Below are 21,421 nucleotides of genomic sequence, written 5' to 3' on the forward strand. Positions count from 1 at the left end.
GATGAGCACCGAACCGACCGTCCCACCGCAGCCCGCCGGGTGGGGCGACCCGCCGCCCGCCGCTGAACCGGGCGCGAAGAAAGGCTGGACCGGCCGCAAAACCGCGGTCGCCGTCGGAGTCGCCGTGTTGATCGCGGCCGGTGGCGGGGTGGCGATCGCCGTCGGCACCAGCGGTGACAGCTCCACGCAGCAAACAGCCATGGGCGGTCCTGGTGGCCGTCAGTTCGGGGGGGCGCAGGGTGGCGAGGCGAGCGTTCTGCGCAACGCTTTGCACGGCGACTTCGTGGTCTCCGACGGCAACGGCGGCTACACGACCGAGCGGCTCCAGACCGGCGACGTGACCGAGATCAGCGCCACGTCCATCAGTCTGACCAGCAAGGACGGCTACAAGCAGGTCTACACGATCGACGCGTCGACGCAGAAGACCAGTGAGCCGAAGACGGGCGAGAGTGTGACCGTGGTCGCGAAGGTGTCGGGTGACACCGCGACGGCGACGACGGTCGGTTCCGCCACCGCGCTCACGCAGCGCGGTGGCGGCATGGGCCAGCCGCCGAACGGGGGCCAGCTGCCGAACGGCGGTCAGCGTCCCAGCGGCGGGGCCCGCCCGAGTAACTGACCTGCGCCATCTGTCGACAGGTGGCGGTCTCTTAGTCCCTGAGAGATCACCATCTGTCGACAGATGGCGGAAGACGGCCGACGTCGCGGATGAACCAGCCGAGCACGAAATTGTGCGAGATGACCAGCTCGCACTCATCGGTTTCGCTCGTTCGGGCGAAGTATTCGAGGGCCGCCGCTGCCTGCGGCGGCCCTTCTTCGAGTTCGCCGACGATCTCGGCCGTCTGCGCGGCTCGCGCCAGCGGGCTGTGGTGGATCCCGGTGAACGGCACACCGCGCAGCCGCTCACCGAGCAGGACGGCCTGGTGGCGCCCGGTTTCGGTGAGTTCGCTGCGTTTGTCGTCCCCATTCGCCTCGCCGTGACGAACGAGATAGAGCAGTTTGGTCCCCATCACGCCGACCGTACCGATCCTGGTGCCAGACTGGCGGTGATAGACCAACAGAGGAGTTCTGATGAAGCGCTGGGTCTTTCTCATCGTCGGTGGCCTGCTCACCCTGATCGGCATCGTCTGGACGGGCCAGGGCGCCGGCCTGATCACCGGCAGCTTCATGACCGGTGCGAAGCTCTGGTTCCTCATCGGCCTGGTTTGCCTGGTCGTCGGCATCGGCCTGATCGTCACCACCCTGCGCAAGCCCCGCACGAAGACCCAGTAGCGCTACTTCGTGGTGATGCGGAAGATCGGGTAGCCGGGCGCGATCTCCCGCAGCTTCTCGTCTGACGCCTTCGCGTCCACACCGTCGAAGAACACGCCGACCTCGAACTTCCAACGCTTGAGGTAGGCGCGTAGCAGCGCGGGCTTTTCGTCGTCGGCGAGCTCGGTGAAGGTGAACTCCTCGACCCGGCGGCCGACCCGCAGCTGCCCTTCGCCTGCCGCGCGCAGGTTGCGCACCCACTGGGTGACGCCGCGCGGGGCGACCAGGTACCGCTCGTTCTCGAAGGTCAGCAGGTTGACCGGGACCGAGCGCAGCTCGCCGCTCTTGCGGCCCTTCACCGACAGGACGCGGCTGCCCCACACGCTGAACCCGAGCCTGGTCAGCTTCGCGACGGCCTCGTTGAACAGGTTGGTGGACTTCTTCGGCTCGATGTAGCGGTCGGTGTTCATGGCGTTCTCCTCGCTTCGTTCATGGTGTTTCTTCGCTTCAGAGAGCACCGCTCTCGGTTAAGAGCAGTCAACACCCGAACAGGCGTCGCGTCAAGAGCAGTGCTCTCTAATTTGTGCACCGCTCTCTCAGGTGGCAGACTGACGCCCATGGCAGCCACATCGACCGCACGCGAACGAGCCAGGGCCGAGCTCACCCACGAGATCAAAGAGGCAGCCCGCCGCCAGCTCGCCGAGGTGGGCGCGAACGGGCTTTCGCTGCGTGCCGTCGCCAGAGAGCTCGGCATGGTGTCGTCCGCGCTGTACCGCTACTTCCCCAGCCGTGACCAGCTGCTGACGGCGTTGATCATCGATGCCTACGACGCGATCGGCGAAGCCGCGGAGTCCGCCGACAAACCCGGCGAAGACCCCCGCGAACGCTGGCGGGCGATCTGGCAGGCGACCCGCGCCTGGGCCCGCGAACACCCGCACGAGTACGCCCTGATCTACGGCTCCCCGATCCCCGGCTACCAAGCGCCGCAGGACACCATCGCCTCGGCGGCCCGGGTCGCGCTCGCGCTCGTCGAGGTCATCAAGAGCGGTGCTCTCCGGCCGATCCCGGACAGTCCCGAGCTGCCGGACCAGCTCCGGGAGCAGGCCGACGTGCTCATCGCCGCCCTCGGCACCGACCTGTCCCCGACCACGATGACCAGGATGCTCATGGCGTGGACCCAGCTGTTCGGCTCGATCAGCTTCGAGCTGTTCGGCCAGTACGTCGGCAGCGTCGACCCGGCCGACGCGTTCTTCGCCCACACCACCAGGCAAATGGCCGATTTCGTCGGCCTCGTCTAGCGGGGAAAGTGTCGACATATTCCCCGGAGGGGGTGGGGGGCGGTGACGGGAATCATCGCCGGAAACGGGGGCGTGCTGGTTAAGTGGGCTCGTGACTGAACAGCGGGTAAGCACAGAGCAGTGGCCGCAGCGGGTCAGTGTGGTCCGGGTGATCGGCACCGGCGTGATGGGACGCGGGATCGTCCAGCTCGCCGCCGCGGCGGGCCTGACCGTGGAACTCGCGGACGCCCAGCCGGACGCGGTCGGGCGGGCGGTCGAGTACGTCAGCGGGATGTTCGACAAGCTCGCGTCCAAGGGCCGGATGACCGAGGACGAGGCACAGGCCGCGAAGGGCAGGCTCCGGCCGCTCGACAGCCCGTTCGCGCCGGCGCAGGACTGTGACCTGGTCATCGAGGCGGTCCGCGAGGAGTTGGCGGTCAAAGCCGAGCTGTTCACCGAACTCGAGCGGGTCTGCCCCGAGCACACGATCTTCGCCACGAACACGAGTTCCCTGTCGGTGACCGCGATCGCCGCCACCCTGGCCGACCCGACCCGGCTCGCCGGGCTGCACTTCTTCAACCCGGTCCCGCTGATGCGCCTGGTCGAGGTCATCCCCGGCGCGCGGACACAGTCGTGGCTGCCGGGCGCGCTGAGCGAACTGGTGCGCCGCCTCGGCCACGAGCCGGTACTCGCGAAGGACGCGCCGGGCTTCCTGGTCAACCACGCCGGACGCGGGCTGGGCACCGAAGCGTTGCAGATACTGAGCGAATCGCTCTGCGAACCGTCCGATGTGGACCGGATCGCGCGCGACGTACTGGGTCTGAAGCTCGGCCCGTTCGAGCTGCTCGACCTCACCGGGCTGGACGTCTCGCACGCGGTGCTCGAGAGCATCTGGAGCGGGTTCCACAATGAACCGCGGCTCCGGCCGTCCTGGCTGACCCGCCCGCGGGTCGACGCCGGACTGTTCGGCCGTAAGAACGGCGAGGGCTTCTACCGCTATGAGGACGGCGTCCAGCAGGCGCCGCCCGAGCCGAAAGCCCCCGAGTACCTGGGAAAACCGGTCTGGACGGATCACGAAGCACTGAGCACGCTGCTCGCCGTCTCCGGTGTCAAGGTGGAACGCGACGAGGAGCCGTCGCCCAACGCCGTCGTGCTGCTCACGCCGTACGGTCAGTCCACAGTGGACGCGGCTGTCGCGAGTGGACTCCCGGCCGGGCGCGCGTGCGGTGTCGACCAGCTCGGCGGCTTCAAGAACCGGCTGACCCTGGCCGTGCATCCCGGGCTGGACCCCGAGTTCGGCCGCGCCGCGTGGGCCGCGCTCGCCACCACCGGGCTGCCCGTCACCGTCGTGCGCGACGGCCCGGGGATGATCGCGCAGCGCCTGCTCGCGTCGATCGTCAACACCGCGTGCTCGATCGCCGACCAGCGCCTCGCCACCCCGGCGGACATCGACACCGCGGTGCGCCTCGGTCTCGGTTACCCGCAGGGCCCGCTGACCTGGGGCCGCGACACCGGCGCCGACGTCGTGCTCCGCATCCTGCGCGGCCTGCACCGCGGCACCGGCGACCCGCGCTACCGGCCGAGCCGCTGGCTCACCGACCGCACCGCGCTGGGCCTGCCGCTCACCGAAACCGGCACGGTCCCCGCAGACCTGGCCTAAACCCCTGAGACACCAAGAAGGCCCCGGCAGCGAGGTCGGGGCCTTCTTGGAAAACCGACTTAAGGGACGATCTGGACCCGGTCCCCGACGGACAGCGTGTCGAAGAACTTCTGCGACGCGGCCGCCGAAAGGTGGATGCAGCCGTGGGAGTACACCGACAGGCTTCCGGTGTGGAACGCCTCGCCCGCGTGGTAGAAGAGCGAGTTCGGCATCGGAGCGTTGTCGAACTCCTTCGACAGGTGCATCTTCTCCTTGGAGTAGATGCTGAACGTGCCGACGGTCGTCTCGTGGCCCTTGCGCCCGGGCAGCATCTTGACCGGCCCGTAGATGACCTTGCCGTCCTTGAGCAGCCACGTCTGGTGCGACGAAAGGTCCACACAGGCCCTGACGGTCGCGGCACACGGCACGCCGGGGTCGGCCTTCGGCTTCGGCTTGGACGTCGACGTCTTCGACGGGGTGGGCGTCGGCTTCGGCTTGCTGCTGCTGCTGCTCGAAGTCGGCGTCGGCGTCTCGCTGCTGCTCGGCGCCGGGGTGCTCGACGGCGCGCTGGCCGACGTCGTGGTGGACGAGGCCGCGTTGCCGACAGCCAGCGGAGCGCCCCCGCCTCCGGTCGTGCCTCCCGAGCACGCCGTCAGCACCATCGTCGCCACCAGCGCCGAAACGCCGCCAAGAATTCTTTTCACGGCCACCCACCCCAGAAGTTCACTCCCATAACCCTTACGAAAGCTAAAGACGGCTGTCACCCCTTGGTGGTTGGCATCAAAAGGTCACGATTTCGTAGCCCGTGACGAACTGTCAGCAGTGCCCGGCGACCTGTTCACCGAGATGGAGTTCGGCGTACTCGGACGGTTGCTCTACGTGAGATGGGACGGCGGAACCGGTCCGGGAGGAGTAGGCACCACCCGCCAGCAGAGTGGCGTCAAGCCGTCCGGTAGGATTCTCCACGGAGGATTGGCCGAGCGGCCTAAGGCGCACGCTTGGAAAGCGTGTTGGGTGAAAGCCCTCGCAGGTTCGAATCCTGTATCCTCCGCAAGATCGACAAACCCCGGACGTGTACGCACGCCCGGGGTTTGTCGATTCACGTTCAGGTTCATACACCTTTGCGCTATTCACATACCTCATGCGGTCGGTCACGCTGATAAGTCGGACGTGATCCGTCCACGGATTCAAGGAGCCCGCCGAACATGGCCGGAGTGGAAGAGGTCCGCGCTGGTATCGCGCTTGCCAAGGACAAGGTGTCCGCAGGTATAGCCGCGCTGCAACAGGCCGTGATGGCCTTCGAGGAAGCGCAACAGACCCTTTCCCATGCCACGTCGGGCAGCAACCAGCCGGAAGTCGGCCAGTCCTTGGGAATGCTCGCGGAGGCGATCCAGAGCGTCAGCAGCACTCAGAGCACCGCCGAAGGTGCCATCTCGTCGGCCGAGTCCTATGCGGCCCGGCTCTGACCTCGATGGCAGGACTTGAAGAGCTCCATCAGTCGCTGACAGCCGCGCAAGCGGGCATTGCCAACGGGCAAGCAAGTCTGGGACAGGCGAAGGAACTGTTTGAGGAGGCGCAACGCGTGATCAGAGAGGCACAAGGCCAGGCCGATCCATGGCTTCCGTCCCAGCTCGCGCAAGCCATCGAGCAGATCGACGTACAAGTCGGCAAACTGGCCAATGCAAGTGAACTACTGACCGGATACCAGTCACGCTTGTAGGAGCCGCACGTTGATGGGCAACAAGACCAGCGACCAGCGCAACCGTGTCTTCAACGCGTTGGAACGGGTCCGCAGCCAGATCGGCTTGGTACTCGGCGCCGCCGCGGGCGCCAAGCGGGAAGCGGAGGCCGCACTCGCCAAGATCGAACTCGAACGGCTGATAGTCGCCGCCGGGATGGACAACGCGACGCCGGAACAGCAGTCGGTGTGGCGTCGGCATCCGGCGTCCGCCGAGGTCTTCAGCATGCTGCGCACGGTGCGCTCGCAGTTCTATACCGACTGGTCAGCGGGCCCGACCTCGTTGCGGGAACTGGTCGCGGCCAACGCACCCGGACCGGCGAGCCGTCCGCCCGGCGACTGGCTCGGCCGGATCGGACACAACCCTGGGCTCACCTCCCCCGGACTCTGGCGGATCGGCTCGTCCACTGTGGAGGGCCAGGCGTTCGACGTCGCCGTCCCACTTTTGGATGAGGCACATCTCTCGATTTCGTCGGCGCCGAAGACCCGCGCGGTGGTCGACGGCATCGTCCAGAACCTCCTGATGCGCCTGCTGACCACGTTCGAACCGGGCGCGGTACGCGTGCATCTCTGGGATGTGGGGCAACTCACAGCGATTCTTCCGGACCTGTATCCGTTGAGCCGCACCAGTGCGCTGACGCTCTACGACCCCAGCCGTCTCGACGATCTCCTCGATGAACTGGCCGGCCACATCCGCCGCATCCACGCCACGGGCATGCAGGCCGGCTACATGTCCCTGCGGGAAATCCGGCAGGCGACCGGGCAGCGCGGCGAGCCGTGGCGGGTGGCTGTCCTTTACGGCAACGGTGAAACGTTGGAACCCGAACGCGCGCGCGATCTCAAACGGGTGGCGAGCGGCGCGCTGGCGGCCGGGATGTCGCTGGTCCTCATCGACGTGCCGACAACGCTGAGCACCTCGGTCGAGACGATCAGCTTGCTGGACGAGCGCCGCGCCATCAGCAGCATGACCGGGCCGGACCTGGTGGTGGACCTCGATCCCGCGTTCCCTTCGTCCCAGGTCAGCCGGGCCGCCGGCAAGATCGCGGACGCGCTCATCGCCAGACAGGGCGGCCCGCGGACCTTCGCCGACCTACTGCCGATGGAGCTGGGCAAGGAAAGTTCGGCGAAAGAGCTGCGCGCACCGGTCGGGTTCTACGAAGGCGAAACCGTCGAGGTCGTCATCGGCGACGCGACCCCGCACGCGCTGATCGGCGGGCCGAGCGGCTCCGGCAAGACGAACTTCCTGTACTCGCTGCTCGGCAGTCTCACCGCGCGCTACTCGCCCGACGAGCTCGCGCTTTACCTGCTGGACTTCAAGGAAGGCGTCTCGTTCGCCGGACTCGCCCCCGGCCGCCGCAACGCCAGCTGGCTGCCGCACGCGAAGCTGATCGGCGTCAACGTCAACACCGACCGCGAATTCGGGTTGGCGTTGCTGCGTTTCCTCGCCGAAGAGCTGCGAAGGCGTTCGGCGGCGGCGAAAGAACACGAAGTGACGAACCTCGCCGACCTGCGCGAACAGGATCCCACCGGACACTGGCCGCGGATCGTCGCGGTCATCGACGAGTTCCAGTATCTGTTCGCGGGGCGTGACGGCGTGACGAACACGGCCACCCAGATGCTCGAGGACATCGCGCGGCGAGGCCGTTCGCAGGGCATCCACCTGGTGCTCGCGAGCCAGGACATCGCCGGCATCGACGCGTTTTGGGGCAAGCCGGCGGTTTTCGAGCAGTGCACCCTGCGGATCGCGATGCCGAAGGCTCGCCGTGTACTCGCCGAGACGAACAACGCGGCCGTCGCCGCACCGAAGTGGCACGCCGTGGTCAACCACGATTCCGGTGTGGCACACGGTAACCAGCTCGTGCACATCCCGGACGCGAGCAGCAAGGACGTGTTCGTCCAGCTGCAGAACCGGCTTTGGGACCGGTACGCGCAGCACTACGCGCCACCACGGCTGTTCGACGGCGCGTTCTCGCCAGAGCTCGACTCGGCGTCGGCGTTCACCCAGCTGATCCCGACCCAGCGGCCACGGGCGCTGCTCGGGCAGTCGATCGACGTCACCGAAATCGCCTGCGGTGTCGAGCTTCCCCCGGCGCCCGGCCGCAACGTGGCCGTGCTCGGGGCGGCGACGGCCGAAGCACTGTCCATTATGAACTCCGCTGCCCGGTCGCTGGCCAGGCAGTTCGAGCCCGGCACGGCGGAATTCACCTTGAGCTGTCCCGTCGAGGCCTGCCTGCCCGCGGTCACGGATCTCGCCGAACGGCTCCGCGGTGAAGGCCACACCGTCGAGCTCGTCACCGATTTGTCCGCGCGGCTGACGGAACTGGCCGAAGGCATGAACCAGCTCGACGGGCCGAAGGTGCTGCTGCTCTACGGCGTCGACGCCGCATTGCCCGCGCTGGAAGCGAAAGCGCCCGGCGTGCCGAAGAGCGGCCTCGACCAGCTGCGGATCATCCTCAAGCAGGGCCCCAGCCACGGCGTCCACACCGTCGGCTGGTGGCGCAGTGTGTCCCGGCTCAAGGACACCCTCGGTTTCGGCGGCACCGACGATATCGGTTCGTGGGCGGCGCTGGACGTACAGGGCAACGAACTCGCGCCGTTCGCCGCCGGTCAGGTCGTGCAGTGGTCGCCCCGGCCGGGACGGGCGCTGTTCTTCGACCGCAGCACCCACGGCGCACCCGAAGTGATCATCCCGTTCCAGCGACCCGAAGCCGACCGGTCTGGAGTGCTGTGACCCACCTCGACGGAATCACCGCGGCCATGCGGTACAAGGAAATCGTCGGCCTCGCCCGAGGTTCGGCCGAGCAGCTGCGCAACTGGGAACACGCCAGGGCGGACGAGCTGGAGGCCGCGCTCGGCGAGGCGACCGAAGCCGTCACCACCGCCGAAGCCCGCGAGGTGTGGGCCAAGGAACGGGCCATCCGGTGGTGGAAGATGGCCGAGCACAACGTCGCCCAGCTGACCTGGCTCGACGTCGGCGAAGAACCGCAACCGACCGCGAGCGCCCGGGCGCAGTACCTGGAGCGGTACCTGGAAGAGGTCAAGCCGAGCTACCAGGAACTCGTCCAAGCCGTCCTCGCCCTCGGCTGGCGCGCCCGCCGCTAGCGCCGACTCTCCGAATATGCCGACACTTTCCGCGCGCTTGCGCTTCCGAACATGTCGACATATTCGGAAGTTTGGCGCCTCTGGCACCTCATGAGTCTCATGAGTCCCACCGGTCCCGAATACGCCGACAACTTCCGAGCACGGAGCCTGCGGAAGTTGTCGACATATTCGGGGGTGCTACGGCCTCGGGAGGAACTTTCCGAGGAGCTGGTCCAGGAAGTCGACCAGGTCGTAGTACGCGTCGGTGATGGAGTTTCCGGTGCTGGGCCGGAAACGCACGACCTGCGGGTCGTGGTCACTGGCCTGCTGGGCGAACTCGGCGTTGATATGCGCCACGTCGTAGTCCACCCCGCGCGGAGCCTGTGAAACCAGCAGGTGGTCGAGAACCTGGGACTGGCCCTCGAAAACGTAGCTGTAGCGCTCCTTCTCCGGCAGCCCGGCGATCAGGTCCTTCAGCGCACCACCGGCGGTCAGCGTCTGCACGGCCGGCGAGAACGGGTAGTCGTTCAGGTCGCCTGCGACGATGACGTTCGCGTTGTGGTCGGCGGCCAGCACCTGGTCGACGAAGCCGCGCAACAGCGTCGCCTGCTTGGCGCGCTGCACTTCCGAACTCCGCGTCGGCGGCTGGTTGCGGCCGTGCGTCGGCTGGTCGCCGCCCTTGGAGTTCATGTGGTTGGCGATGACGAACACCGTGCGGCCACCGAAGACGAACTCGCCGACGAGCGGCTTGCGGCTGGACGTCCACGCCGTGTTGGTCGGGTCGACGCGGCCCGGCGAGATCGTCAGGTGCGCCTTGCCCCGGTCGGTGGTGACGCCGACCGGGGTGGTCGCGTCGCCGCCCGGACGATCCACAAAGGACACCCGTGCCGGGTTGAACAGGAACGCCACGCGGATGTTGCCGCCCGGCTCGCCACCGTCGGTGACGTCCTGCGGGTCGATCTGACGCGCCTCGTAGCGCGGGCCACCGGCCGCGACGATCGCGTCGGTGAACTTCTGCAGCGTCTGGTCCGCCGCCACGACACCGTCGCCGACGGCCGCCGGGCCGTTGTTGTCCTGGATCTCTTCGAGGTTGACGATGTCCGGCGACGACAGGTTGTCGACGATGCCGTGCGCGAGCTGGTCGAACTTGGCCTGCGGGTTCGCGGGCGACAGGTTCTCGAGGTTGTACGTGGCCACCGCGAGCTCACCGGTGCGCTGCCTGCGGGTGACCTCCTTAGTGAGTCCGTTGTCCTTCTTCGCGCCCATGGCTGTCGCGAGGACGGTGACACCGCCGAAGTTGCTGTACGAGACCGGACCGGAGGTCAGCCCAGTGAGCTGGTCACCGGTGTTCGCCTGCGGGAAAGGCTGCTCCGCGAACGGGATCAGCGACTGGACCTTCAGCACTCCGGTGTTGAGCTTGTCGTACGCGAGGTAGACGCTGCCGCCGCGGGTGGTCGGGTTCTGCGCTGGCTTGGCTGTCACGTAAAGCTCGTTGAACGACGTCGACGGCCCGACGACCCGCGCGTCGGCGAGGGTGACGATCTCGCTCTCGTGCGACTCCCAGAAGTCCAGCGAGTACTTCACCGGCTCCAGCGGGAGCGTTTCGATGTTGCCGCCGGGCTGCGGGACGAGCACGTCCGAGATGAGGTCCGGCGTGATGGCCGTCGGCGCGGGCAGCGGGTTGCCGTTCGACCCGATGACCCACTGCGCGGCCGTCAGCTGGGTCGTCGACTGGTAGGCCGACGTCGCCGGGGAGTCCGGGTAGAACTCCTGCACCTTGCCGCCGACGGTGACCGCGTCACCGACCGCGACGGCCGGCGTGGTGGAGCCGGTGAAGACGAAGATGCCCTCGCTGGTGCGCGGGTCGGCGTCCGCCTGCGGGTCGGTGACCCAGAAGCCGCGGGCCGAGCCGAACGCCCGGATCGCGGTGACGATGCCGGTGACGTTGGCGACCTGCTTGTCCTTGAGCGGCGACAGACGCGTAGTGCCCTGGATGTCGTGGATCTTCGCGTCGGTGGCCGGTGGGACGGGGTCGCCGCCGCTGGTCTCACCCTTGGTGTTGGTCGGCGTCGGGGCGCCTGCGGTGAAGTCCACGGCGTTGTCGTCGGTGTCGGCGAGCGACGCCGCACGGGCAACCGAGTCGGTGTTGCTGGCGGACGGCGCGGAGTTGGTCTCGCGGACCACCGCCCCGCCGAAGCCGACGAGGTCCTTGACGCGGGTGTCCGCGGCGCAGTCGGCGACGGTTTTGCAGGTCAGCGCCGCGGTGCCTTGGACGAGGGCGACGGTGGCCGCGGTACCCGCGAGCGCGATCGTGCCGGTGGCGTCCGGGGTGGGCAGCGCGACGGTACCGGCGGCGCCCTTGCTCTCGGCGATCAGATAGCGGCCGCCCGGCGCGATGCTGCCTGCCAGCGGCGTCGTCTGCCACGTACTGCCGGCGCTCGCCGACGAAGGCAGGTACTGCACGGTGAAGCCGTCCACGCTGACCGCGGCGGTACCACGGTTGGCGAGCTCGATGAAGTCGTTGGTCAACGTCGCGCCGCTGTTGCCCCCGCCGCCGTAAACCTCGGCGATGACGGCGTCGGCGCTCGGCGTGGCCAGCGCGGCGGGTGCGGCCACCGCACTCAGCACCAGGCCGGAAGCGACAGCGGCGGTCAGCAATACGGGTGTTCTTCGCACTGCCGCTTTTCGGACATTGTGGTGGATCTTGGTCACCCTGAGTCCCTCTTTCACTCGGACGGTCGTCGCATCGTCCCCTGGATGGCGGAAAAACAGGAGGACAATGGCGCAACAATTCGTAACGACTGGTGATGTCTTCCCCTGGCTGCGCGATCGTGCGATGATCGGGGAGCGCCGCCACCTGCTCTGCCTTTTCGAAGGTTGTGCCTTTTCAGGAGGCGTCGTTTTTATGTACCCCCCGTTGCGCAGACTCGTGTCCGCGCTCATCCCGGTGACGGTTTCCGCGCTCGCGTTGACAGCCGCACCAGCTCTCGCCGAAGCCACCGGCCAGGGGTTCTCGGTGATGACCCCGGCCAGTTCCGTCGCTTCCCGCAGTGACCGGCGCCCGAACGCCGGCGGGCTCTACGACGCCGTTGCGCAGGCCACCTTCATCTCGTGGTCCGGCAAGGCCGCGGACACCTACGTCCAGGCCTACGACCACCGGAAGAAGACCTGGACCGCGCCCAAGCTGATCGCGGCCGGGGAGTCCGACTCGCACAACTACCCGACGATGATCCAGGCCGCCGACGGGCATCTCCTGATCTTCCGCGGCATGCACAACACGCGAACGGTCATCTCGCGCTCGCCGAAGGCCCACTCGCTCGACGGCACCTGGACCGAAACCGAGGTCCCGGAAGGTGACGCGGCGAGCTACCCGATGCCGGTCAAGACCGTCGACGGCACGCTGTTCCTCTTCTACCGCGAGACGACCAACCAGCTCGACCCGAAGGCGGCGACCGACTTCCGGCCGATGAAGTACATCGTGTCGAAGGACAACGGCAAGACGTGGAAGAACTCGGTGCAGCTGACCGGGAACCCGTGGGCGTTCGGCTCGAACGGCCGGGCCGACCACATGGACGAGATCTACGTCGGGCAGCTGCGGTACCAGCCGGAATCCGGGCGCATCCAGTTCTCGTACACCCTCGCCGGCGGCGGGCCGACGCAGCACAAGCACGACGTCTACCACCGGAACGTGTACTACGCGTCGTTCAGCACGAAGAACCTGCACTTCTACTCGGCGGCCGGGCGTGACCTTGGCACCCAGATCGACGACCCCGAGCAGGAGCAGTACCTGAAGGTGCTGGAAACGCCGCTGGAACTGCCGGGCGCGCTCAAGTCGCCGGACTACATCCTGCAGGTGGGCAGCCAGGCCGACGGCAAGCCGTTCGTCACGTGGTTCCAGTTCGACGCCGCGGGCTCACCGAAGGATTTCGTCGGCGCGTGGAACGGCAAGACCTGGGACGTCCGCCAGGTCGCGTCGGGGCTGCGGCTCCGCGAGATCGAGCCGCTTGGCCTCGGCGTCTGGCGCGTGTACGCGACGCGGGACAACCAACCGAACATTGAAACGTTCCGGCTGGTCAACGGCCGGACCTGGACGCCGGAGTCGGTGATCACCACGCCGAAGCCGGTCCAGCGCGTCGAGGTCATCGCCGGTTTCCGTGACCCGGCAAGGATTCTCGCGACCGGCGCCTCCACCGCGCGGGACGTTTCCGTCGCGGACGGCGACATCTACGTGGCCGGAGCACCTTCGCCCTGGTGGGCGGGCCGCTAGTTACGTCAGTGAACCCATGCCCGGCCATCGCCGGGCATGGGTTCATTTTTTGGGTTCGTCCGGCACGACGACGAGACTGACGACGCGGCGGATACGGCCGTCTTCCGTGGCGCGGCCGATCCTTGAGACGACGGCGTGCTCGATCTCCTCGACCATCTCGCCGAATTCTTCTTCGGTCAGCCACACCGCCGCCTGCCGGTAGACCACGCCGTCCAAGTGGGGATCGGCGTCCTCGCGGGTGAGGTAGCGGTCGAAATCCGACATCAACGACGCCGCGAACGTAGTGAACGCACGCTGGTGGTCCTCCCTTGTCATCACCGCCCGCGCGGCGGGGTCGACGACCGCCTGCTCCTTGCGCACCCGGTAACTGCGCTCCACCGTTCCGCGCACCCGTTTCTCTTCCACCACCTCCAGCACGCCCCCTTCGGCCAGCACGGCGACGTGGCGGTACATCGTCGCGGGTGCGATGTCGGGCAGGCGGTCACGCAGCTGTGAAGTGGTCAACGGATCGGCGTCGAACAGCGCCTGCAGGATGCGCATCCGGACGGGATGCAGGAGAAGGTCCGCGGTTGCCATAGACCTATGTTCTCACACGTGATAACGTTCTCAAAGTCGAGAACGTTCGCAGCAATGAGAACGATGGACTCCTTCCCCTGAAAGGGACATAGCGTGACTACCGCAACCCCACTGCGCCAGAAATCCGGCCTCGCCCTTTTTTGGGCGGTCACCTTCACGACGACCTGGGCGTTCTGGGCCATCGCGATCGCACTCGGTGGACCGCCGACGAGTTCCCCCACCGTCGTTCCCTACCTGCTCGGCGGCTTCGGCCCGGTGTTCGGCGCGATCGCGGTCCGGGTGCGCCGCGCCCGCCTCCGTCAATCCGTTCCCGCTCATTCGGTGAAACTCCGGCAGGGCGTGCGACTGTTCTGGGTGCTGCCCCTGCTGGTGCTGGCATCGGCGACCGTGCTGGGAGCCGCGCTGCTCGCGGATGTCCTGGGTGGTCCCGCGGTGAGCCTGATCGAGGGAAAGAACCTGATCGCGACCGCCGGCGGACTCGCGCCGTTCCTGGTCAGCATGCTGATCGCCGGTCCGGTGGCCGAGGAGCCCGGCTGGCGGGGCACGGCATATCCACGGCTGCGCGCGTCGATGAACCGCTTTCAGGCCGGCCTGGTGCTGGGTGTCGTCTGGGCGATCTGGCACCTGCCACTGTTCTTCATCCCCGGGACCGTGCAGGCCGCATTCGGCCTGTTCAGCTGGAGTGGACTGCTGTTCACGCTCAGCGTCATCCCGATGGCACTGCTGACCGGTTACGCCTATGAGCGGGCTGGGGTCGCGGCGTCGATCGCGGTTCACTTCGGTGTCAACACGACAATCGCGCTGTTGACCGTCAACGCACCCGTTACGCAGGCATTCATCTTCGGCGTGCAGATCATTGTCGCGGTGACGCTTATCGCCCTGCAGCGCGATCGCCGTCCTGCCCCGCCGGTCTACGTGGAACCGCACCGGCAGGCCAGCCGGGCACAAGCGTGACGGAACGCAGGTGGCTCGTGAGTGGCTACGAGTGTTCTAACACTCGTAGCCACTCACGAGCCACGCTGGGTCAGGCCGTACTAGTAGGGGCGGTCACCGGCGATCGCGACACGCTCGGCGACGCGGGCATGCGGGTGGTAGTCGTTGACGGCGTAGTGCTGGGTCGCCCGGTTGTCCCAGAACGCGACCGAGTTCTCACGCCACTGGAACCGCACCTGGAATTCGGGGACGTGTGCCTGGGTGAAGAGCAAACGGAGCAGACGGTCGCTTTCCGCGCGATCCAGTCCGACGATATGTGTCGTGAAAGCCTGATTCACGAATAGCGTCCGGCGGCCCGTTTCGGGATGAATCCGGACCACCGGATGTTCGACGGGCGGGAATTGTTCCTGCCAGCCCGCGAGGACGTCGAGATCCGAAAATCGGTCGAATCCCGGAATGAAGTCGTGGACCGCGCGCAGGCCGTCGATCCGCTGCCGGACGTCCGCGGGCAGGTTGTCGTACGCGGCCGCCATATCGGCCCACATCGTGTCCCCGCCCTGCGGCGGGACCTGCAGAAGTCGCAGCACAGAGCCAAGTGCGGGGTTCGGGCGGAAGGTGACGTCGGTGTGCCAGATGTTCTCGAACCCGGGCATCGACGCGCTGCGGGCGAAGCGGGTGACCTCGTCGGTGTCGCCCTTCGGAATGAACGGATTGGTCTCGAGCGGGCCCCAGTTCGCGGCGAAAGCGCGCTGCTGTGCCGGGGTGATCCGCTGGTCCCGGAAGAACAGGACCTTCCATTCGAGCAGCGCGCGGTTGAGTTCGGCGCGCAGTTCCGGGCTCAGCGGGTCGGCGAGGTCGACGCCCTCGATTTCGGCGCCGAGCACCGCGCCGAGCGGGTTCAGGCCGAACAATTCGTACGGTTTCTCGTCGACGCCTTCAGGCAGCCGGCGCAGGACGCGCGGGCCTTCGAAAATTCCGTCGGCGGGGACTCGGGCTGAACGCAATTGAACGCGCGCGGGCAAGTCAATGGTCATGGCAGATGCTCCTCGAAAAACGGGCGTACGACTGATGACCACGCCCCAGCGGGACGTGGTTGACGGGTCAGTCGGTTACGCGGGAGGGGAACCCAGACGGCCGCGGCGGAGAAGCAACGCAGCGACGCCTTCGCCGATCGTCCGCGTCATAGCGCGGGTCGGCCACGGGATGAGCGCGCTATCCCGATTCATGAGCATGCGCACATCCTTCGTCTACCAGGGCCTCGCCGTCAAGTCGTCCAGCATCTGGGATGCTCGTCCCGGTTTGATCAAGCGCGTCAGAGGGTACTTCTGAATCGTTCGGTGAGGAGGATTTCCATGGCGCTAGTCGGTTTGGTCCTGATGCTGGCACTGGCGTTCGGCGCTGCCGGATTCGCGATCCACGCACTCTGGTACGTGGCCGCGGTCCTGCTTCTCGTTTGGCTACTGGGGTTCGTCATCCGCCCGGCCGCCGGGGGCACCCGCGGCCGCTGGTATCGCTGGTAGGCAACGAAGAGAGGCCCCGTCCACTGTGGACGGGGCCTCTTTCGTTGCCGGGTATCAGGTGCTGAGCAGCTGGTTGAAGAACGAGCGGTACCGGCGGAGCGCGACACGCAGGTCCTCGGTGGCCGCTTCTCCTTGGCGCCACTGGGATTCCAGGTCGCTCTTGTGCGACGCGAAGGTCGCGGCCAGCGACTGGATCACCGAGGCGACGAGCTCGTCGGCTTCACTCACCGCGCGCTTCGGGTCGTCGACGAACGCGATCTGGATCGCTTGCCAGTCCTGGCGGAACCGGTCGACGTCCTGGTCCGCGAACAGCTGCCGCATCGGCTCGTCCGACGAATCACCGCGCGGCGCGGCCACTACTTCTTCCTGGGGGACGTCCGTGATCTCGTCCCCGGGCACGTCGTCGTCGACGAGCGGCTCATCACCCAGTTCGTCGACGGGTTCGTCATGCGCGCCAGGGAGGGACTCGTCACGGATTTCGTCCTCCGGCGGGACTTCCGCGAGACGGTGGTCGCCGCCCGGCTCGGCGTCGAGCAGATCCTGTGTGCTCAGGCCGGGACCGCTGCCCTTGTTGGTGACGTCGTTGTGTTCCATGTCAGCTGGTTCCGTTCGAGGCATCGGTTCGAGCCTTCCGGTCATGGTGGTTTTCGTCGCTGGGGTGCTTGTCGTGCCCGTTGTCCGCCCCCTCGTTGAGGAGGTCCTCGAAAACGGTGCGGTAGCGGACCATCGCGTCGCGGAGGTCCTCTGTGGACTTTTCGGATTCCTCGTGGCTCTGCATGGTTTCGTGAGCGGCGCGGTAGTGCTCGAGGGTGCGCGAGTGATGCACCGAGAGGTCGGAGAGCTGCTGTTCATACCCTTCGGTCGGGTATCCGCGCTCCGCCATCAGGGCGACCAGCACCCTGTCCGCCTCGGCGACCGCGGGGGCGGGGCGATCCACGAACTGTGCCTGGATCATCGCCCACTGCCGCGTGTACTGCTCACGGATCTCGGGCGACAACGGCTTGATGTCGAGCCCGGCGATGCGCTTCTCCCGCGAGGCAAGCTCACGGTCCGCCTCACGCGGACTTTCGTTCTCCTGTACCGCCCGCTCGTACTCCGGACCGAACTTTTCCCGCAGGTGCCGCCGCTGCGACTCCCGCCGCACCAGCAACGCGATCAGTACCACCGCCGCGACCGCGACGATGACAATGATGATTACCACCAAGGTGGACATCGCATACTCCTATGGCTTCCCTAGCTTGCCCCCCGGCGAGTTCAAGGTGCCCAGCGATACGTGACGGGAAACGCGTTTCGGGCTCAGACAAGGACTTTGGGGCCATTCGGCCTAATTGCGCTCGGCCGATCATGGAACGCGATCACGTGTACACAGACTGCACTCGAGCGCACAAAAAACGAGGGCCGGCCCTTGCGGACCGGCCCTCGTTTGGCGGTGGCGGTGGGATTTGAACCCACGGACGGGGGTTACCCGTCACACGATTTCGAGTCGTGCTCCTTCGGCCGCTCGGACACGCCACCGCCACGAACAATACCGGAGGTGGTTCCGCGCTTCCGCGGGGCCTCTACTTACGGCCTCAGAACTTGTCCTTGGCGTCCTGGACGGCGCCCGTGGCCTTGTCACGAAGGTCGTGACCGGCCTCCTTGACCTCGCCCTTGGTCTGGTCGGCCTTGCCCGAGTTCTGCAGGTCCTCGTTGCCGGTCTTGTCGCCAAGCTTCTCCTTGGCGGTACCGATGGCCTGCTCGGCCTTGTCCTTGGCCTTGTCGAAAAGGCTCATTGGGAAGTCCCTCCTTCGCCTCACGTCAGCAGCCCCGGTTCCGGACTGCTCTAGGCAGGAGTACCCGGTGAAGCCGAGTCCACACCTCGCGTGGGCTGAGTCACCCGTCCGTGCGGGGACGGTGGCGGGCGAAGAAGTCTTCGAGCAGCGCGGCGCATTCGTCTTCGAGAACCCCGCCGATGACCTCGGGACGGTGGTTGAGCCGCCGGTCCCGCACAACGTCCCAAAGGGACCCGGCGGCGCCGGTTTTCGGTTCCCAGGCACCGAAGACGACCCGCGCGACCCGGGCGAGCACCAGCGCGCCCGCGCACATCGTGCACGGTTCGACGGTGACGGCCAGGGTGCAGCCTTCGAGGCGCCAGCCGTCGCCGTACACCCGCGCGGCCGCGCGCAAGGCGAGGATTTCGGCGTGCGCCGTCGGGTCGCCGAGTTCTTCCCGCGCGTTGTGGGCGCTAGCCAGCGGCGTGCCGTCGGGCGCGAAGACGACCGCGCCGATCGGCACGTCCGCGCCGGAGCCGCGGGCGGCCTGGATCGCCGCTCGCACGGCGTTGACGTCCTGGGCTCTCAGATCTCGTCCAGGAGCGACGCGAGTTCGGTCGCGAAGCCGCAGCGCTGCGCGATCATGTGCAGCTGCTCGTCCGGGTAGAGATCCACCTCGCCGACGATGACCTCGAGCTCGACCCCGGGAAGCCCGAGGTCCGCCAGGATTTCCAGGTCGCCCTCCGGCCATACGGACTCGTCGTCCTCGTCCGGTGGGTCGACGCGCAGCAGGTCGAGCACGTCCGCGGCGATGTCGTAGTCGAGCGCCGCGGCGGCGTCCGAGAGCAGCAACGACGGCCCCCTCGGGCTCGGCCGGACGATCACGAAGAACTCGTCGTCCACTGCCAAAAGCCCGAACGAGGCGCCTGTCGAGCGCATCTTCCGCAGCTCGGTTATCGCCGCGTCCAACTCCGCCAGAGCCCCGGAATCCAGGGAACTGCACCGCCAACGACCGTCTTCACGAACAACGGCCACCGCGAACCCTGTGATGGGCTCCTTCACTGCCATGCGCACACCGTATTCCCGTCACTCTGAGAGCGCACGCACGGTGCACCGGAGTGCCCGGTAGTGCCACTATCGAGACATGACCGGACCCACCGACCTGCCCACGCTCCCCGACGCGCGTTTCGCGGGTTTGCTCGCCGAAGCGAAAGCACTCCAAGACCAGACGGTCGAGCTCCGGCGCAAGCTCCACCGGCACCCGGAACAGGGCCTCGACCTGCCGCTCAGCCAAGCGGCGATCGTGGCGGCGCTCGACGGCCTCCCGCTGGAGATCCAGCTCGGCAAGGCGTCCACTTCGGTCACCGCGGTGCTGAGCGGCGGCAAGCCCGGCCGGTCGATCCTGCTGCGCGGGGACATGGACGCCCTCCCCCTGCAGGAGGACACCGGCCTGGAGTTCGCCTCCGAACTCGACGGCACCATGCACGCCTGCGGGCACGACACCCACGTCGCGATGCTCGCTTCGGCGGCGAAACTGCTCTCGGCGCACGTCGAAGAGCTCAGCGGCTCGATCGTCTTCATGTTCCAGCCCGGCGAAGAGGGCTACCACGGCGCGCGGCACATGATCCACGAAGGCGTGCTCGACGCCGCCGGTTCGCGGGTCGAGCGGGCGTTCGGGCTGCACATCTACAACGAGGCGCGCTCCGGCGTCGTCCGGACCCGGCCGGGTCCGATCATGGCCTCGGCGGACAGCTTCGCCATCTGGGTCACCGGCAAGGGCGGCCACGGTTCGGCGCCGCACCAGGCGATCGACCCGGTGCCCGCCGCGGCCGAGATGGTCGGCGCGCTGCAGACGATGATCACGCGCCGGGTGAGCGTGTTCGAGCCCGCCGTGGTCACGGTGACCCGCATCGCGGCCGGCACGACGACGAACATCATCCCGGAGCGGGCCGAGCTCGAAGGCACCATCCGGACGATGTCGGAGAAGACCCGCGCCTTGGTCCGCGCCGAAATCCCGAAGCTCTGCGAGGCGATCGGCACCGCGCACGGCTGCCGCGTGGCCGTCGAGATCACGCCGGGCTACCCGGTGACGGTGAACAACGACGAGGTCGCCGAGCACGTCCTCTCGCTCGCCGGCGAGGTGCTCGGCGTTCGCAACGCCGAGGAGATGGCCGACCCGGTGATGGGCGCCGAGGACTTTTCCTATGTACTGCAACGAGTTCCGGGCGCGTTCGCGTTCCTCGGCGGCCGCCCGGCCGACGTCGACCCCGCCGACGCGGCACCGAACCACTCGAACCGGGTCGTCTTCGACGAAGACGCGATGGCAAGCGGAGTCGCGATGTACGCGGCGTTTGCCTTGGATGCGCTCCGGTAGATGGCAGGATCAACCCTGTGCGAGACGTATGCGTGATCGGGCTCGGGTTGATCGGTGGGTCGCTGCTGCGCGCGGCGGCCGCGGTAGGCAGGACGACGTGGGGTGCAACGACGTCCGAAGTGGACGCCGACGCGGCCAGCAGAGCCGGCTACGACGTCACCACCGACGTCGGCGCCGCCCTGCGCAGAGCGGCGGAGGCGGAGGCACTCGTGGTCTTGGCGGTGCCGCTGACGGCCACCAACGAGGTGCTGAAGCAGGTCGCCGAACACGCGCCGCACTGCCTGCTGACCGACGTCACCAGTGTCAAGGGCCCGGTGGGCGCCGCCGTGCGCCGGATCGTCCCCTGGGCGCGCTACGTCGGCGGGCACCCGATGGCGGGCACCGCCGAGTCCGGCTGGACGGCCAGCGACGCGGCGTTGTTCGGCGGGGCGGCGTGGGTCGTCTGCGTCGAAGAGGACACGGACCTGACGGTGTGGACCGACGTCGCCCACCTGGTCCTGGACCTCGGCGCCCACGTAGTGCCCCTGCCTGCGCTCTCGCACGACGAGACGGTCGCGCGGATCTCGCACCTGCCGCATCTGCTGGCGGCCGTCCTGGCGACCATCGGCGCCCAAGGCGGCCCCCTGGCGATGACGTTGGCCGCGGGTTCCTACACGGACGGCACGCGAGTCGCCGGGACGAACCCTGAGCTGGTGCGGGCGATGACCGAAGGCAACCGGGAAGCCCTGCTGCCGATCCTGGATGAGGCACTAGGCCGCCTAGGCGCCACGCGCGGATCGCTCGCCTCCACCGGCGGCTTGGCGGCGACCATCAACGCAGGCCACGCCGGTGCGCAAGCGCTTGCGGACAACCGCGACCTGCCCCGCTCCGGCGTCCAAGTCAGCCTCACCGCCCCAGACGCCCGCGAAGGCCTCATCTCCCTCGGCGAACGCGGCGGCCGCATCACGTCGTTCGACGGCGACACCGCCGTGGGCGAGGTCAACTGAGGCTGTGGGGGTCGTGAGTGCGTAACAGTGT

General features: G+C 67.6%; 25 protein-coding genes and 2 tRNA genes. 15 read left to right on the forward strand and 12 right to left on the reverse strand.

Features of this window, described 5'->3' with window-relative positions; translation table 11 throughout:
• The first annotated feature begins 1 nt into the window (after position 1).
• Positions 2–616 carry a hypothetical protein gene (locus VGP60_RS01680; RefSeq protein WP_327546020.1) on the forward strand — a complete coding sequence of 205 codons (615 nt, stop codon included), beginning with the start codon at positions 2–4 and terminating at the stop codon, positions 614–616.
• Between the two features lie 46 nt (positions 617–662).
• Here the strand turns inward: VGP60_RS01680 and VGP60_RS01685 are convergent, their stop codons facing one another.
• Positions 663–1,007 (reverse strand): histidine phosphatase family protein, encoded by a 345-nt coding sequence (locus VGP60_RS01685; protein ID WP_327546021.1) that lies wholly within the window; start codon positions 1,005–1,007, stop codon positions 663–665.
• A 61-nt stretch (positions 1,008–1,068) separates the two neighbouring features.
• On the opposite strand from VGP60_RS01685, the gene VGP60_RS01690 reads away from it, so the two are divergent.
• Positions 1,069–1,269: a hypothetical protein gene (locus VGP60_RS01690; RefSeq protein WP_327546022.1), complete on the forward strand. Its 201-nt coding sequence runs from the start codon at positions 1,069–1,071 to the stop codon at positions 1,267–1,269.
• 2 nt (positions 1,270–1,271) lie between these two features.
• Here the strand turns inward: VGP60_RS01690 and VGP60_RS01695 are convergent, their stop codons facing one another.
• A complete protein-coding gene (locus tag VGP60_RS01695; RefSeq protein ID WP_327546023.1) occupies positions 1,272–1,718 on the reverse strand; it encodes a nitroreductase family deazaflavin-dependent oxidoreductase in 447 nt (148 codons plus the stop codon).
• 147 nt (positions 1,719–1,865) lie between these two features.
• On the opposite strand from VGP60_RS01695, the gene VGP60_RS01700 reads away from it, so the two are divergent.
• Positions 1,866–2,546 (forward strand): TetR/AcrR family transcriptional regulator, encoded by a 681-nt coding sequence (locus VGP60_RS01700; protein ID WP_327546024.1) that lies wholly within the window; start codon positions 1,866–1,868, stop codon positions 2,544–2,546.
• A 91-nt stretch (positions 2,547–2,637) separates the two neighbouring features.
• On the forward strand, positions 2,638–4,185 hold the full coding sequence (locus tag VGP60_RS01705) for a 3-hydroxyacyl-CoA dehydrogenase (protein ID WP_327546025.1): 1,548 nt from the start codon (positions 2,638–2,640) through the stop codon (positions 4,183–4,185).
• Between the two features lie 59 nt (positions 4,186–4,244).
• On the opposite strand, the gene VGP60_RS01710 is transcribed toward VGP60_RS01705, so the two are convergent.
• Positions 4,245–4,562: a L,D-transpeptidase gene (locus tag VGP60_RS01710; RefSeq protein WP_327546026.1), complete on the reverse strand. Its 318-nt coding sequence runs from the start codon at positions 4,560–4,562 to the stop codon at positions 4,245–4,247.
• On the opposite strand from VGP60_RS01710, the gene VGP60_RS01715 reads away from it, so the two are divergent.
• The 6 genes from VGP60_RS01715 (at position 4,528) to VGP60_RS01740 (ending at position 9,004) form a co-directional block, all read left to right on the forward strand.
• Complete coding sequence (locus VGP60_RS01715; protein WP_327546027.1) at positions 4,528–4,899, forward strand: hypothetical protein; 372 nt, start codon at positions 4,528–4,530, stop codon at positions 4,897–4,899. The two genes, VGP60_RS01710 and VGP60_RS01715, sit on opposite strands and share 35 nt — an antisense overlap.
• A gap of 231 nt (positions 4,900–5,130) precedes the next feature.
• A tRNA-Ser gene (locus VGP60_RS01720) sits at positions 5,131–5,215 on the forward strand.
• Positions 5,216–5,369: 154 nt separating this feature from the next.
• Positions 5,370–5,630, forward strand: coding sequence for a hypothetical protein (locus tag VGP60_RS01725; RefSeq protein WP_327546028.1), 261 nt, complete (start codon positions 5,370–5,372; stop codon positions 5,628–5,630).
• Between the two features lie 5 nt (positions 5,631–5,635).
• A complete protein-coding gene (locus VGP60_RS01730) occupies positions 5,636–5,884 on the forward strand; it encodes a hypothetical protein (RefSeq protein WP_327546029.1) in 249 nt (82 codons plus the stop codon).
• Positions 5,885–5,897: 13 nt separating this feature from the next.
• Positions 5,898–8,633: an FtsK/SpoIIIE domain-containing protein gene (locus VGP60_RS01735; RefSeq protein WP_327546030.1), complete on the forward strand. Its 2,736-nt coding sequence runs from the start codon at positions 5,898–5,900 to the stop codon at positions 8,631–8,633.
• Positions 8,634–8,659: 26 nt separating this feature from the next.
• Entirely contained in the window at positions 8,660–9,004 is a 345-nt protein-coding gene (locus VGP60_RS01740) for a hypothetical protein (protein WP_327546044.1), read from the forward strand.
• Positions 9,005–9,181: 177 nt separating this feature from the next.
• Here the strand turns inward: VGP60_RS01740 and VGP60_RS01745 are convergent, their stop codons facing one another.
• Positions 9,182–11,659, reverse strand: a complete 2,478-nt coding sequence (locus VGP60_RS01745) for an endonuclease/exonuclease/phosphatase family protein (protein ID WP_327546031.1) — start codon at positions 11,657–11,659, stop codon at positions 9,182–9,184.
• 229 nt (positions 11,660–11,888) lie between these two features.
• Between VGP60_RS01745 and VGP60_RS01750 the strand changes: the two genes are divergently transcribed.
• On the forward strand, positions 11,889–13,250 hold the full coding sequence (locus VGP60_RS01750; protein ID WP_327546032.1) for a BNR-4 repeat-containing protein: 1,362 nt from the start codon (positions 11,889–11,891) through the stop codon (positions 13,248–13,250).
• 42 nt (positions 13,251–13,292) lie between these two features.
• Here the strand turns inward: VGP60_RS01750 and VGP60_RS01755 are convergent, their stop codons facing one another.
• A complete protein-coding gene (locus tag VGP60_RS01755) occupies positions 13,293–13,826 on the reverse strand; it encodes a helix-turn-helix domain-containing protein (RefSeq protein ID WP_327546033.1) in 534 nt (177 codons plus the stop codon).
• A 93-nt stretch (positions 13,827–13,919) separates the two neighbouring features.
• Here VGP60_RS01755 and VGP60_RS01760 point away from each other — a divergent pair, with 93 nt between their 5' ends.
• On the forward strand, positions 13,920–14,780 hold the full coding sequence (locus VGP60_RS01760; RefSeq protein ID WP_327546034.1) for a CPBP family intramembrane glutamic endopeptidase: 861 nt from the start codon (positions 13,920–13,922) through the stop codon (positions 14,778–14,780).
• Positions 14,781–14,860: 80 nt separating this feature from the next.
• Here VGP60_RS01760 and VGP60_RS01765 read toward each other — a convergent pair whose 3' ends face one another.
• Entirely contained in the window at positions 14,861–15,793 is a 933-nt protein-coding gene (locus tag VGP60_RS01765; protein WP_327546035.1) for a TauD/TfdA dioxygenase family protein, read from the reverse strand.
• Between the two features lie 318 nt (positions 15,794–16,111).
• Here VGP60_RS01765 and VGP60_RS01770 point away from each other — a divergent pair, with 318 nt between their 5' ends.
• A complete protein-coding gene (locus tag VGP60_RS01770) occupies positions 16,112–16,279 on the forward strand; it encodes a hydrophobic protein (RefSeq protein WP_327546036.1) in 168 nt (55 codons plus the stop codon).
• Positions 16,280–16,333: 54 nt separating this feature from the next.
• Here the strand turns inward: VGP60_RS01770 and VGP60_RS01775 are convergent, their stop codons facing one another.
• From VGP60_RS01775 to VGP60_RS01800, 6 genes are all read right to left on the reverse strand, one after another.
• A complete protein-coding gene (locus VGP60_RS01775; protein WP_327546037.1) occupies positions 16,334–16,873 on the reverse strand; it encodes a hypothetical protein in 540 nt (179 codons plus the stop codon).
• A gap of 1 nt (position 16,874) precedes the next feature.
• Entirely contained in the window at positions 16,875–17,492 is a 618-nt protein-coding gene (locus VGP60_RS01780) for a hypothetical protein (protein ID WP_327546038.1), read from the reverse strand.
• A 211-nt stretch (positions 17,493–17,703) separates the two neighbouring features.
• Positions 17,704–17,794: transfer RNA gene (locus VGP60_RS01785), tRNA-Ser, on the reverse strand.
• A gap of 56 nt (positions 17,795–17,850) precedes the next feature.
• Positions 17,851–18,051, reverse strand: a complete 201-nt coding sequence (locus VGP60_RS01790) for a CsbD family protein (RefSeq protein ID WP_327546039.1) — start codon at positions 18,049–18,051, stop codon at positions 17,851–17,853.
• 100 nt (positions 18,052–18,151) lie between these two features.
• Entirely contained in the window at positions 18,152–18,595 is a 444-nt protein-coding gene (locus tag VGP60_RS01795; RefSeq protein ID WP_327546040.1) for a nucleoside deaminase, read from the reverse strand.
• 20 nt (positions 18,596–18,615) lie between these two features.
• On the reverse strand, positions 18,616–19,098 hold the full coding sequence (locus VGP60_RS01800) for a tRNA adenosine deaminase-associated protein (RefSeq protein WP_327546041.1): 483 nt from the start codon (positions 19,096–19,098) through the stop codon (positions 18,616–18,618).
• 76 nt (positions 19,099–19,174) lie between these two features.
• Here VGP60_RS01800 and VGP60_RS01805 point away from each other — a divergent pair, with 76 nt between their 5' ends.
• Together VGP60_RS01805 and VGP60_RS01810 are read left to right on the forward strand one after the other, a co-directional pair.
• Positions 19,175–20,404, forward strand: a complete 1,230-nt coding sequence (locus VGP60_RS01805) for a M20 family metallopeptidase (protein WP_327546042.1) — start codon at positions 19,175–19,177, stop codon at positions 20,402–20,404.
• Positions 20,405–20,421: 17 nt separating this feature from the next.
• On the forward strand, positions 20,422–21,390 hold the full coding sequence (locus VGP60_RS01810; protein ID WP_327546043.1) for a prephenate dehydrogenase: 969 nt from the start codon (positions 20,422–20,424) through the stop codon (positions 21,388–21,390).
• Positions 21,391–21,421 lie beyond the last annotated feature (31 nt).

The organism is Amycolatopsis sp. (assembly GCF_036008905.1).
Classification (GTDB): Bacteria; Actinomycetota; Actinomycetes; order Mycobacteriales; family Pseudonocardiaceae; genus Amycolatopsis.

What these genes read in the sequence shown, in the direction of transcription:
- VGP60_RS01680 (WP_327546020.1), top strand. Translation starts at nt 2, where the DNA reads ATGAGCACCGAACCGACCGTCCCACCGCAGCCCGCCGGGTGGGGCGAC.
- VGP60_RS01685 (WP_327546021.1), bottom strand. Translation starts at nt 1,007, where the DNA reads ATGGGGACCAAACTGCTCTATCTCGTTCGTCACGGCGAGGCGAATGGG.
- VGP60_RS01690 (WP_327546022.1), top strand. Translation starts at nt 1,069, where the DNA reads ATGAAGCGCTGGGTCTTTCTCATCGTCGGTGGCCTGCTCACCCTGATC.
- VGP60_RS01695 (WP_327546023.1), bottom strand. Translation starts at nt 1,718, where the DNA reads ATGAACACCGACCGCTACATCGAGCCGAAGAAGTCCACCAACCTGTTC.
- VGP60_RS01700 (WP_327546024.1), top strand. Translation starts at nt 1,866, where the DNA reads ATGGCAGCCACATCGACCGCACGCGAACGAGCCAGGGCCGAGCTCACC.
- VGP60_RS01725 (WP_327546028.1), top strand. Translation starts at nt 5,370, where the DNA reads ATGGCCGGAGTGGAAGAGGTCCGCGCTGGTATCGCGCTTGCCAAGGAC.
- VGP60_RS01730 (WP_327546029.1), top strand. Translation starts at nt 5,636, where the DNA reads ATGGCAGGACTTGAAGAGCTCCATCAGTCGCTGACAGCCGCGCAAGCG.
- VGP60_RS01735 (WP_327546030.1), top strand. Translation starts at nt 5,898, where the DNA reads ATGGGCAACAAGACCAGCGACCAGCGCAACCGTGTCTTCAACGCGTTG.
- VGP60_RS01740 (WP_327546044.1), top strand. Translation starts at nt 8,660, where the DNA reads ATGCGGTACAAGGAAATCGTCGGCCTCGCCCGAGGTTCGGCCGAGCAG.
- VGP60_RS01750 (WP_327546032.1), top strand. Translation starts at nt 11,889, where the DNA reads ATGTACCCCCCGTTGCGCAGACTCGTGTCCGCGCTCATCCCGGTGACG.
- VGP60_RS01755 (WP_327546033.1), bottom strand. Translation starts at nt 13,826, where the DNA reads ATGGCAACCGCGGACCTTCTCCTGCATCCCGTCCGGATGCGCATCCTG.
- VGP60_RS01765 (WP_327546035.1), bottom strand. Translation starts at nt 15,793, where the DNA reads ATGACCATTGACTTGCCCGCGCGCGTTCAATTGCGTTCAGCCCGAGTC.
- VGP60_RS01770 (WP_327546036.1), top strand. Translation starts at nt 16,112, where the DNA reads ATGGCGCTAGTCGGTTTGGTCCTGATGCTGGCACTGGCGTTCGGCGCT.
- VGP60_RS01775 (WP_327546037.1), bottom strand. Translation starts at nt 16,873, where the DNA reads ATGGAACACAACGACGTCACCAACAAGGGCAGCGGTCCCGGCCTGAGC.
- VGP60_RS01780 (WP_327546038.1), bottom strand. Translation starts at nt 17,492, where the DNA reads ATGTCCACCTTGGTGGTAATCATCATTGTCATCGTCGCGGTCGCGGCG.
- VGP60_RS01790 (WP_327546039.1), bottom strand. Translation starts at nt 18,051, where the DNA reads ATGAGCCTTTTCGACAAGGCCAAGGACAAGGCCGAGCAGGCCATCGGT.
- VGP60_RS01800 (WP_327546041.1), bottom strand. Translation starts at nt 19,098, where the DNA reads ATGGCAGTGAAGGAGCCCATCACAGGGTTCGCGGTGGCCGTTGTTCGT.
- VGP60_RS01805 (WP_327546042.1), top strand. Translation starts at nt 19,175, where the DNA reads ATGACCGGACCCACCGACCTGCCCACGCTCCCCGACGCGCGTTTCGCG.